This window comes from Haemophilus sp. HMSC61B11, from assembly GCF_001838615.1.
Classification (GTDB): Bacteria; Pseudomonadota; Gammaproteobacteria; order Enterobacterales; family Pasteurellaceae; genus Haemophilus_D; species Haemophilus_D parainfluenzae_AD.
On the sequence record NZ_KV837996.1, the window covers coordinates 1 to 12,190 of the forward strand.

A 12,190-nucleotide genomic window follows, 5' to 3' on the forward strand; every position below is an offset into this window, starting at 1 on the left:
AGAGCTTGGGGTTTTTGTTTATGGATTTTTATTAAAAATTATATAGAATGATCTCAATTTTTATTTCTCAATATAAACAATGAAAAACTTTAGATATTTTGCGCAACGTTATGTTGATTGGGTTATTCGATTAGGTCGAGTTCGCTTCTCTTTACTTGGTATCGCTATTCTTGCTATTTTAGCTATCTGTATACAAATCCTATTAAGCACGCTCCTTAGTGATGGTATTCACTGGAGTGACATTGCTCGCTCAATTACTTTTGGTTTATTTACCGCTCCTTTTGTTATTTATTTTTTTACGCTGCTTGTTGAGCGACTAGAACGTTCCCGTTTAGAGCTGTCTAAAACGCTTGCTCGATTAGAAAAAAATAGTCGTGATAAAAGTACCTTACTGGCAACAATTAGCCATGAGTTACGTACACCTTTAAATGGGATCATTGGTCTAAGCCGAATTTTATTGGATGATAAATTAACAGAACAACAACAAAATTATCTTAATACAATTAACCTAAGCGCGGTCAGTTTAGGCCATATTTTTAGTGATATTATTGACCTAAATAAAATCGACTCCAAGCGCATTGAATTGAATATTCAACCCTGCGATTTCCATTCATTACTTAATGATTTTTATAATTTTGGTACCTTGATGGCAGAACAAAAGGGGCTAAAATTTTCTTTAAAACAGGATGAGAATTTACCTAATTGGCTTTATCTCGATCGTGCTCGCCTTAGCCAAATTCTTTGGAATTTAATTAGTAATGCCGTCAAATTCACTGAGAAAGGTGAAGTTATTCTAAGAGTGCAGAAGATGCAAGATAATCACTATCAATTTAGTGTTACTGATACGGGAGCCGGTATTGCGCCTTGTGAATTAGATAAGATTTTTACCATGTATTATCAGGTTAAAGATAATATTCATCGTTCCGCAGGGAGTGGCATCGGTCTTGCGATTTCTAAGAATCTTGCGCAGTTAATGCAAGGGGATTTAACGGTTGAAAGTGAATTGGATAAAGGTTCAACCTTTTACTTAACGATTATTGCAGATCAAGCTCAAGCTCATGATGGAAACGTTGAAAAAGCCATGCAGCATCTTTCTATTTTATTAGTAGAAGACGTTGAATTGAATGTGATTGTAGCCAAAAGCATTCTTGAAAAGCAAGGTCATTATGTTGATGTTGCGATGAATGGTGAAGAGGCGATCCAATTATTTGAGAAAAATACTTATGATATTGTTTTTCTTGATATTAAGTTACCAGATATGTCAGGTTTTGATATCGCATACTATTTACGTAAAAACTACGAAGAAGGGATTTATGATTTTCTTCCACCTTTAATTGCTTTTACGGCAAATGTGATGCACAGCGAAGAGGAATATCAAAATCAGGGGATGGATGGCGTGTTGCGTAAGCCTCTTTCTCTGACGGAATTACGTCAGTGTTTTAAAACCTTTTTAGGTGATGATATCGAGATTACCTCTGATGAAGAAGATCTCCCTCAAGTTCAAGAAGGTATTAATATTTCACTTATTGAGTTAATTGGAAAATCACAAGCTAAAGCTAATATAGAGTTATTCAAACAGTGGATGCCAATTTATTTAGATGAATTAGAAACAGCGTATGGCGATTATCTTGCAAACGCAGATATGCAACAAATGGTGTCAGATGTGGCACATAAAATAAAAGGCGCGGCAGCATCAGTGGGGCTTGTTAATGTTCAAAATATCGCAAAACAGGCTCAAGATACCTCATTATCAAATTGGGTATCCGATATTGCTTCATGGATAAAGCAACTCAGTAATGAATGGCCTCAAAATGTAGCTGAATTAGAAGCGTATTTAGAAAAGTAATTCATGACACGACATTTTCAAATTTTAGTCAGTGAGAATATGCCGTCTAATTTGCCGGCAAATACCTTGATCATTAATGAGTTTTCTAAAATTCAAAATCTTCTAGGGCAAGAGTTTGAGATTATCTTGTTTGATGCGCGGAAAGGTATCCATTTAGAGGCGCTCGCCATTGCGGCCGGTACATTGAAAATGAATGGTACCTTAATTGTCTTGCTATCAAATTGGGAGAAACTTCATTCTCAAATAGACGAAGATAGTCTTCGTTGGTCAGGTTCGCTTGAGTCAATTACGACGCCAAGATTTATGACATATTTTAAACATTGTATTCATAAATATGGTTTCCCCGTCCTTTATCATCAAAATGATTTAAAATTTGACCGAACTTTTCAGCAGTCATTTGTAAATCACAACGCGACCTTAGATCAGCAGAAAATTATTGAGCAGATCTTACAAAAAGAATCTGAACTTTACTTTCTTACTGCCAAACGAGGAAGAGGAAAATCAGCTCTTGCAGGCTTATTAGCGAGTCAACTGGATACTAAAATTTACCTCACCGCTCCAAATAAAAGTGCGGTCAATATTTTGGCTGAATTTTCACAAAAAGAGATTATCTTTATTGCACCAGATGCGCTTTTCCTTGCTTTGCAAAATGATCCTTCTTTTTCTGAAAATGCTTGGCTTTTTGTTGATGAGGCGGCAATGCTGCCGATTGCTCAACTTAGCGCTTTTTCCCAGCATTTTAAGCATATTTTATTTACGACAACCATTCATAGTTATGAGGGAACCGGGCGAGGCTTTGAGCTTAAATTTAAGCAAAAAATTAACCGCACTTTCTCTGACTTTGAGCTTATTGAACCGCTACGTTGGTCTAAAGATGATGTTTTAGAGGCGTTTATTGATGAGCTTTTATTATTGAATGTAGAGGATGGCTTTAAACAAACACTATACGATAAAAGCAAAATATGCCAAATTACTGAACGCTCACAAGAGGAAATACTTTCGTCATTGTCTCAATTCTATGGCTTGATGACATTAGCCCATTATCGTACATCACCATTAGATCTACGGCGATTGTTTGATGCTAATTCACAGCGTTTTTTTACCGCTGAAAATGAACAAGATTTATTAGGTGCAGTTTGGGCATTAAAAGAAGGCGGGATTGAAGATTCAGCCCTCATTGAAGCGATTCAACAAGGTAGTAGACGCCCGAAAGGCAATCTCGTCCCGCAAGCACTTTGTTTTCATGCGCAGCTACAAAAGGCTTGTGAATTGCATTCTTTACGTATTTCGAGAATTGCGGTTCAGCCTATGTGGCAGCAACATGGTATTGGTAGACAACTCATTGAATATATTACACAAAATTACGATGTGGATTATTTATCAGTGAGTTTCGGTTATACAAAAGAACTGGCTCAATTTTGGCTGAAATGTGGTTTTTCTCTTGTTCATTTAGGCGAGCATTTAGAGGCGAGTAGTGGTTGTTATTCAGCTATTGCTCTAAAAGGGCTTTCTGCACAAGGGATTGAATTAGAAAGAGAAGCAAAGCAATCTTTTCAACGGAATATGCCTTTGTCTTTCCATCCACTTGCTCAGGAATTTAATACCACATCAGTAGATTGGGAATTGCTTGATGAAGATTGGTTAAGCCTAAAAAACTTCGCTTATTTTCACCGCTCTTTAGCTTCCGCTTTGCCGGCAATTCGTCGATTTTTAATGAATTTAGATGAAAAAGATTGTCCTTTAATGCGAGATTATTTCATCACAAAACAGATACCCTATAACAAGAAAAATGGGTTAAAATTATTACGTTCGGAAATTGCACAAAAATTAAAAAAGGAGGCAAGATGAGCGAACAAGAAAAAAAAGGTTGGTTTCGCAAAGCCGTAGATGAATATAATAAGTTTTGTAAAGAGCTTGGTTTAGATAAAGGCTCTTGTAGAGGCTGTATGCCACGTATCGAATTCGATGATGATGGGCATGTAAAAAAAGAGAAACCACTAGAACCACTCAAAAAATAAAAGAAAACAGGGTTAAGATAACCCTGTTTTTTTATACAGATAATTATTGAAAACTAGATTGAATTTGCTAAACTAATCAGCTATTCACACAAAAATGAGATAAAAATTGACCGCACTTATGAAAACAACCTATTTTAATTTTGATATTCCCACTCAGCCAAATGACCACAAAATTCTTGGCAATGTATTAACGGGTGCTGATGCACTTGCTGTCAGTGAAATTGCTGAGAAATATGATGGATTAACAGTGGTTGTGACACCGGATACCAAAAGTGCGGTTCGTTTATCACAAGTTTTACCGGATTTAACTTCTCAACCCGTTCAGTTTTTTCCTGATTGGGAAACGTTGTCTTATGATTCTTTTTCGCCTCATCAAGAAATTATTTCTTCTCGTTTAAGTGCGCTATTTCATTTGCAAAATACTAAAAAAGGTATCTTTGTTTTACCGATTAGCACGTTAATGCAACGTGTGTGCCCGCCGAAATATCTACAGCATAATGTCCTTTTGATTAAAAGAGGCGACCGTCTTGTTATTGAAAAATTGCGATTACAATTAGAGTCAGCTGGATATCGTTCCGTAGAACAAGTACTTGAACATGGTGAATATGCTGTGCGCGGATCACTTTTAGATCTTTTCCCGATGGGAAGTGCGGTTCCATTTCGCTTAGATTTTTTTGATGATGAAATTGATTCGATTCGTACTTTTGATGTCGATACGCAGAGAACGTTGGATGAAATTCAATCCATTAATTTATTACCTGCACATGAATTTCCAACAGATGAAAAAGGTATTGAGTTTTTCCGCACACAATTTAGAGAAACCTTTGGTGAAATTCGTCGTGATCCTGAGCATATTTATCAGCAAATCAGTAAAGGCACATTAATTTCAGGGATTGAATATTGGCAACCGTTATTCTTTGATGAAATGGCAACGTTGTTTGATTACTTGCCCGAAAAAACGTTGTTTGTGGATATGGAAACAAATCAAGCACAAGGTGAACGTTTTTATCTTGATGCCAAACAGCGTTATGAGCATCGTAAAGTCGATCCTATGCGTCCTCTTTTGCCTCCAGAACGTTTGTGGTTAAGTATTGATGCAGTAAATCATGCATTAAAAAATTACCCTAAAATTAATTTTAAAGCAGAAAAAGTGCGGTCATCTGTTCGTCAGAAAAATTTAGTGGTGTCTGCATTACCAGCAGTGACCATTCAATCACAGCAAAAAGAACCGTTATCGCAACTTCGACAGTTTATTGAACATTTCAAAGGCAATGTTTTATTTTCAGTTGAAACTGAAGGACGACGTGAAACTTTAGTAGATTTGCTTTCACCATTAAAAATTAAACCTAAACAGATTAAAACCTTATCTGAAGCCAATCAAGACAAGTTTAATTTGTGGATCAGTCGTCTTGAGCAAGGTTTTATTCTTGATGAGGCCAAATTAGCTGTCATTACTGAACATGAAATTTTAGGCGAGCGAGTACAGCAACGTCAGCGTGATAAACGTAAGGCGGTGAATCCAGATACCTTAGTGCGCAATCTGGCTGAATTAAAAATTGGGCAGCCTGTGCTACATTTAGATCATGGTGTTGGGCGTTATGGCGGCTTAGTGACACTCGATACTGGGGGCTTAAAAGCAGAGTATTTGCTAATTAACTATGCGAATGAATCTAAGCTTTATGTGCCGGTTGGTTCTCTTCATTTAATTAGTCGCTATGTAGGCGGCTCAGATGAAACAGCGCCATTACATAAGTTAGGCAATGAATCGTGGGCGAAAACGCGTCAAAAAGCCGCAGAAAAAATTCGTGATGTGGCCGCTGAATTGCTTGATGTGTATGCTCAACGAGAAGTGAAAAAAGGCTTTGAGTTTAAATATGATCGTGAGGAATTCCAGCAATTTGCTGCAACCTTCCCTTTTGAGGAAACGCACGATCAAGCCATGGCGATTAACGCCGTTATTTCGGATATGTGCCAACCTAAAGCGATGGATCGTTTGGTTTGTGGTGATGTGGGCTTTGGAAAGACCGAAGTAGCAATGCGTGCAGCATTTTTGGCGGTAATGAATCATAAACAAGTCGCCGTATTGGTTCCAACAACCTTGTTAGCTCAACAGCATTACGAGAATTTTAAAGATCGTTTTGCTAATTTGCCGGTTAATGTGGAAGTGCTTTCTCGCTTTAAAACAGCTAAAGAGCAAAAACAAATCTTAGAAAATTTAGCCGAAGGAAAAGTCGATATTCTGATTGGCACTCATAAATTGATTCAATCCGATGTGAAGTTTTCTGATCTTGGCCTACTCATCATTGATGAAGAACATCGTTTTGGTGTGGGACAAAAAGAAAAAATTAAACAACTTAGAGCGAATATTGATATTTTAACGCTTACCGCAACACCAATTCCTCGTACTTTGAATATGGCGATGAATGGTATTCGCGATCTTTCTATTATTGCGACACCACCAGCTCGCCGAGTGAGTATCAAAACGTTTGTTCGCCAGAAAGATGATTTAATTATTCGTGAAGCGATTCTGCGTGAGATTTTGCGTGGCGGGCAAGTTTATTATTTACATAATGATGTGGCGAGTATTGAAAATACGGCTGAAAAACTGACCGCACTTGTACCAGAAGCTCGAGTCGTGATTGGTCATGGTCAAATGCGAGAACGAGAACTTGAACGTGTGATGAGTGATTTTTATCATCAACGTTATAACGTTTTAGTCTGTTCCACCATTATTGAAACAGGGATTGACGTACCAACGGCAAATACAATCATTATTGAACGTGCAGATAATTTTGGTTTGGCTCAGCTTCACCAGTTGCGTGGTCGAGTAGGGCGTTCTCACCACCAAGCTTATGCCTATTTGCTTACACCGCCACCGAAGTTAATGACGAAAGATGCGAAACGTCGTTTAGAAGCATTAGAAAGTTTAGATAACTTAGGTGCTGGATTCATTCTTGCGACGCACGATTTAGAAATTCGCGGCGCCGGTGAATTATTAGGGAATGAACAAAGCGGGCAAATTGAAAGCATCGGTTTTTCACTTTATATGGAATTACTTGATGCGGCAGTGAAAGCCTTAAAAGAGGGCAGGGAACCTTCGTTAGAAGAGATTACACATCAACAAGCTGAAATTGAGCTACGTGTTCCAGCCCTATTGCCTGAGGATTATCTGGGAGATGTGAATATGCGTTTGTCGTTCTATAAACGCATTGCAGCAGCAGAAAGCAAACAAGAGTTAGACGAATTAAAAGTTGAATTAATCGACCGTTTTGGTTTATTACCTGAAGCAACGAAAAATCTTTTACAAATTGCTGAAATGCGTTTAATGGTGAAACCATTAAAAGTACTGAAGATTGATGCGGGAGCTCAAGGAGGCTTTATTGAATTTTCACCTTCCGCAAAAGTTGATCCAGAAAAATTCATCAAATTAATTCAACAAAATCCAATTGTTTATCGTTTTGATGGCCCATTAAAATTTAAGTTTGTAAAAGCCCTTCCAGAAAACAAAGCGCGGTTAGAATTTGTGATGGATTTAGTCAAGACGCTGACTGAGTAGCAAGTAAATAAAAAGGCTGACAAAATGTCAGCCTTTCTTTTTATATTTTATTAGTGAAGGTATTTAACAAGGCTTAAGAACATTTTTAAAATACCATTATTTAATAAGTCGATAAAGAATGCCCCTACCATTGGTACGATTAAGAACGCTTTGTGAGAAGGTCCGAAACGACTAGTAATCGCTTGCATGTTAGCAACGGCTGTTGGTGTTGCACCGAGACCGAAACCACAGTGACCCGCACTTAATACAATCGCATCATAATCTTTACCCATCATACGGTATGTGACGTAGACGGCGAAGAAAGCCATGAAGGCAACTTGAACCGCTAAAATAATGAGTACATCTGCTGCAAGACCTACCAATTCCCAAAGCTTGAGAGACATTAGGGCAATAGCTAAGAAGATAGATAAACCTACACTACCTAATACGTCAATCGCTGAATCAGCGACTTGGAATTTGAATAAATTGGTTAAGCTGTTACGAATAATTACCCCAGTAAATAAACACCATACGAATGTTGGTAATTGCATTTGTGTACCTTTTGTTAAGCCATCTAAATATTGACCGATGAGTAAACATAAAGAAAGCATTGCAATGGTCTCAATGATTGAGCGCGCATTTATTTTACGTTTATAAGTTGGGTGCTCAAATGCTTCTTGTACGTCATCTACTTCATCATTCTCTGGGTTCTCACCTTGTTTTTGATGATTTAATAAATAACGAGATACTGGACCACCTAAGATACCACCAAAGACTAAACCGAATGTGGCACATGCCATGGCGATTTCTGTCGCAGCCGGTAGATTAAATTCTTTAGTGAATGTTTCTGCCCATGCCGCACCGGTACCATGACCACCTGTTAGGGTAACTGAACCAGCAAGTAAACCGTAAGCAGGATCAATGCCTAATAATTCAGTACCTAAGATACCGATAACATTTTGGCAAACAATGAGTATTCCAGCAGCGAATAAGAAGATAACTAATGGTTTTCCTCCTTTAATTAAGCGAGAAAAGTTTGCGCTTAAACCGATAGAGGAGAAAAATACCAACATCATGGATGTTTGTAAGCTTTTCTCAAAAGTAAATGAGGTACCGTTTACTTTATATAAAATTGTTAATGCAATAGCCACAATAAAGCCGCCAACAACAGGCTCAGGGATATTGAATGTTTGTAAAACTCGAATGCGTTTTACTAGAAAATAACCGAGTAATAATACAAAGCTTGCTAAAGCAAGTGTTTGATAAGTATCAAAAACAATATTCACGAAATATCCTCCTATTTAGTTTGGTTCCGAGAATTCTTATGAGTTGTGTTCAGGTTCAACCACCACAATGTCAACATTGCTATGTAATCCACGTGGTAATTGGGAGCCTTTTCTGCCGCGTTCCGCTCGGAATTTTTGCAGATCTTCCGGTTTTAATGTGATTTTTCGTTTACCGGAATGGAACTCAAGGCTGGCTTGCTCTGAAATTAAGAACAATTTCACCAATAATTCTGACCGCGCTTTTGCATTCGCTGCTGGAATACTGATGATTTTGTTGCCTTTCCCTTTTGATAATGCCGGTAAATCCCGTACCGGAAAAATCAGCATTCGACCCGCTGAAGTGAGGGACACAAGAAGTGAGGCCGACTCGGAAAGTTTCTCAGGTTTCAAGACTTTCGCATTTTCTGGCAAAGAAATCAAGGCTTTTCCTGCTTTATTGCGTGCAATTAAATCTTCAAATTTGCAAATAAAACCGTATCCTGCATCTGATGCCATCAATAATTCTTGTTTTTCAGGTTCCATAATAACCTGTTCAATCGTCGCACCGGCCGGTAATGTGAGTTTACCAGTGAGAGGTTCACCTTGTGAACGCGCAGAAGGTAGGCTTAATGGATCTAAAGCATAGCTACGACCAGTACTATCAATAAAGATCACTGGTTGATTGCTTTTACCGCAAGCGTGAGCAAGATATTTATCACCTGCTTTATAGCTTAATCCTGCCGGATCAATATCATGACCTTTTGCACAGCGTACCCAGCCCATTTCAGATAAGATAACAGTGACAGGTTCTGCTGGCGTCATTTCACTTTCAGAAATAGCTTTCGCTTCTTCACGTTCAACTAATTGAGACATTCTAGGACTGGCGTATTTTTTCGCATCTTCTTGAATTTCTTTTTTGATCAAGGTATTTAAGCGACGTTCAGATCCCAAAATTAACTCTAAATTTGACCGCTCTTCTTCAAGTTTATCTTTTTCAGCTTGTAATTGATGTTCTTCTAATTTGGCTAAATGGCGCAAACGTAAGTTTAAAATGGCTTCTGCCTGTTCATCACTTAAGTTAAAACGAGCCATTAAAACTTGTTTAGGTTCATCCTCAGTACGAATAATCTCAATGACTTCATCAATATTGAGGAAGGCAATCATCAAACCATCTAAAATGTGTAAACGAGCGAGTACTTTATCTAAACGATGTTGTAAACGGCGTGTCACGGTAGTACGACGGAATGTCAGCCATTCTGTGAGAACTTGAAGTAAGCCTTTCACGGCTGGTTTATGATCAAGTCCGATCATATTCATATTCACACGATAGCTTTTTTCGAGATCCGTCGTCGCAAATAAATGCGCCATCAAGGCATCCATGTCTACGCGATTTGAACGTGGTACAAGCACGATACGCACAGGATTTTCATAATCTGCTTCATCACGAATATCTTCCACCATTGGCAATTTTTTCGCTGTCATTTGCTCAGCGATTTGTGCAATGATTTTAGAGGGGGAAGATTGATGAGGAAGTGCACTAATGATGATTTCACCGTCTTCTTTATGCCATGTTGCACGCATTTTGATGGAGCCACGGCCGGTTTCGTACATTTTGCGAATATCATCTTTTGGCGAAATAATTTCCGCTTCAGTTGGGAAATCAGGGCCTTGAATGATATTGAGTACATCATCCAATCCAGCTTTTGGATTATCTAATAACAGGACAGCTGCATCCGCCACTTCATTAATATTGTGTGGTGGAATATCGGTTGCCATCCCGACGGCAATCCCCGTGGTGCCATTCAATAGAATATGAGGCAAACGAGCTGGCAAATATTGTGGTTCTTCTAAAGTACCATCAAAGTTTGGTTGGAAATCAACAGTACCTTGACCTAATTCAGATAATAGAATTTCAGAGATTTTGGACAAGCGAGATTCTGTATAACGCATCGCCGCGAATGATTTAGGATCATCTGGCGCCCCCCAGTTTCCTTGGCCATCCACCAAAGGATAGCGGTAAGAAAAGGGCTGAGCCATTAATACCATGGCTTCATAACAAGCGGAGTCGCCATGCGGATGGAATTTACCTAACACATCACCGACGGTACGGGCGGATTTTTTAAATTTCGCCGCAGCATTTAAACCTAATTCAGACATTGCATAGACAATACGACGTTGAACAGGCTTTAATCCATCGCCAATAGAAGGCAAAGCACGATCCATGATGACGTACATTGAATAGTTAAGATAAGCCTTTTCTGTAAAGGTGCGAAGTGGCATCTGCTCGATGCCTTCGTAGTTAATATTGCTCATATTCTTCTAATTTATTTTCTTGTTGCACCGGAATTCGCATCAGACTGTTCGTGATGAGAATGTCCCATATCCATTCCTTTGTGACTATCAATTTCGTAAGGAACGGGTTGTGGTTTTTGTGGGTTAGCTTCTTTAAAGGCTTCGTTTTTTAGTTTTCCAGAATAAATATTCGAATTTTTTTCACCTTCAACCACAATATGTCCCATTGTGCCTTTATTTACTGCGCGGAAAATGGAGTGATCCATAAAGACATAAGTGCCAGGTACATCAATTCGAGTTTCCACCATGGTGGCGCTACCGGATGGAATCAATGTAGTTTGAACATTATGATTAACAAGCGTACCACCTTCCACATATACATTGTCAAATACTGCACCGATTAAGTGGAAAGAAGAGCATAAATTCGGTCCTGCATTTCCTACGAATAGACGAATGGTTTCACCGGTTTTCGCTTTTAAGGCATTTTCATCCATGGTTGAACCAACTTTGCCGTTGAAGAGGACATATTCAGGGCGCTCATCAATGGCTTTTTTCATACTGAACGGTTGCAAGCCAGGATCGCCAAATTCACCTTTGGTATAGAATTCACTTTGCATAATGTAAAATTCACGATCTACTTTTGGTAAGCCTTCTTTCGGCTCAACTAAAACTAAACCATACATTCCTTTAGCAAGGTGAATATCCACAGGCTGGCTACCGCAGTGGTATAAATAAATACCCGAACGTAGTGCTCTAAATTGGAAGGTGGATGTCCGAGTTGGTGGGGTTTCACTTGCCATTGCCCCTCCCATTGGTACAGGTGCTGCATGGAAATCAAGACTATGTGGCATCATGGAACTTGCTGAGTTGGAAAGTTGAACTTCTACCATATCACCTTCGCGTACACGAATAAATGGTGCAGGCACGCTACCGTTTAATGTCCAAAATTTAAATTGCACGCCATCCATTAAATCCATAATTTGTTCAAGTGCGGTCAGTTTTACTACGACTTTTGCAGGATAGTTACGTTCAATCGGTTTTGGCACATTGGGCGCGAGCGTCAATTCTGCTTCAATCTCAGGTAAATTTTCAACTGCAGTAGCTGCCACATTTGAGGCTTTTTCTTCCGCTTGAGCAGAAGGAATGAGACTAAAACCTGCACCTAATGTAATCGTTGCTAAGCCTAATGCGCTGTTTCTAAAAAAATCTCGACGTTGTTCGTTCATGATTGACC

7 protein-coding genes are annotated in these 12,190 nt (G+C 38.8%); 4 read left to right on the forward strand and 3 right to left on the reverse strand.

The window, feature by feature from the left end:
• The first annotated feature begins 79 nt into the window (after positions 1-79).
• From HMPREF3263_RS08000 to mfd, 4 genes are all read left to right on the forward strand, one after another.
• Complete coding sequence (locus HMPREF3263_RS08000) at positions 80-1,846, forward strand: ATP-binding protein (RefSeq protein ID WP_005697283.1); 1,767 nt, start codon at positions 80-82, stop codon at positions 1,844-1,846.
• A 3-nt stretch (positions 1,847-1,849) separates the two neighbouring features.
• The gene (locus tag HMPREF3263_RS08005; RefSeq protein ID WP_032803870.1) at positions 1,850-3,694 is read left to right on the forward strand and encodes a tRNA(Met) cytidine acetyltransferase TmcA; all 1,845 of its coding nucleotides are present in this window, start codon (positions 1,850-1,852) and stop codon (positions 3,692-3,694) included.
• Complete coding sequence (locus HMPREF3263_RS10760) at positions 3,691-3,864, forward strand: DUF5363 domain-containing protein (protein WP_005697264.1); 174 nt, start codon at positions 3,691-3,693, stop codon at positions 3,862-3,864. Before HMPREF3263_RS08005 ends, HMPREF3263_RS10760 begins: the two co-directional genes overlap by 4 nt.
• A gap of 118 nt (positions 3,865-3,982) precedes the next feature.
• Entirely contained in the window at positions 3,983-7,420 is a 3,438-nt protein-coding gene (gene mfd, locus HMPREF3263_RS08010; RefSeq protein ID WP_032803875.1) for a transcription-repair coupling factor, read from the forward strand.
• A 50-nt stretch (positions 7,421-7,470) separates the two neighbouring features.
• Here the strand turns inward: mfd and gltS are convergent, their stop codons facing one another.
• From gltS to nirK, 3 genes are read right to left on the reverse strand one after another with little or no spacing between them, the layout of a single operon-like run.
• Positions 7,471-8,685, reverse strand: a complete 1,215-nt coding sequence (gene gltS / locus HMPREF3263_RS08015) for a sodium/glutamate symporter (RefSeq protein WP_005697247.1) — start codon at positions 8,683-8,685, stop codon at positions 7,471-7,473.
• Between the two features lie 36 nt (positions 8,686-8,721).
• Positions 8,722-10,977, reverse strand: coding sequence for a DNA topoisomerase IV subunit A (gene parC, locus HMPREF3263_RS08020; protein ID WP_070853179.1), 2,256 nt, complete (start codon positions 10,975-10,977; stop codon positions 8,722-8,724).
• Between the two features lie 11 nt (positions 10,978-10,988).
• The gene (gene nirK / locus HMPREF3263_RS08025; RefSeq protein ID WP_070853180.1) at positions 10,989-12,182 is read right to left on the reverse strand and encodes a copper-containing nitrite reductase; all 1,194 of its coding nucleotides are present in this window, start codon (positions 12,180-12,182) and stop codon (positions 10,989-10,991) included.
• Positions 12,183-12,190: the final 8 nt, after the last annotated feature.

Excerpts from the sequence above, each read along its gene's own strand:
- nirK (WP_070853180.1), bottom strand. The coding sequence starts at position 12,182 with ATGAACGAACAACGTCGAGATTTTTTTAGAAACAGCGCATTAGGCTTA.
- HMPREF3263_RS08005 (WP_032803870.1), top strand. The coding sequence starts at position 1,850 with ATGACACGACATTTTCAAATTTTAGTCAGTGAGAATATGCCGTCTAAT.
- mfd (WP_032803875.1), top strand. The coding sequence starts at position 3,983 with ATGAAAACAACCTATTTTAATTTTGATATTCCCACTCAGCCAAATGAC.
- HMPREF3263_RS08000 (WP_005697283.1), top strand. The coding sequence starts at position 80 with ATGAAAAACTTTAGATATTTTGCGCAACGTTATGTTGATTGGGTTATT.
- HMPREF3263_RS10760 (WP_005697264.1), top strand. The coding sequence starts at position 3,691 with ATGAGCGAACAAGAAAAAAAAGGTTGGTTTCGCAAAGCCGTAGATGAA.
- parC (WP_070853179.1), bottom strand. The coding sequence starts at position 10,977 with ATGAGCAATATTAACTACGAAGGCATCGAGCAGATGCCACTTCGCACC.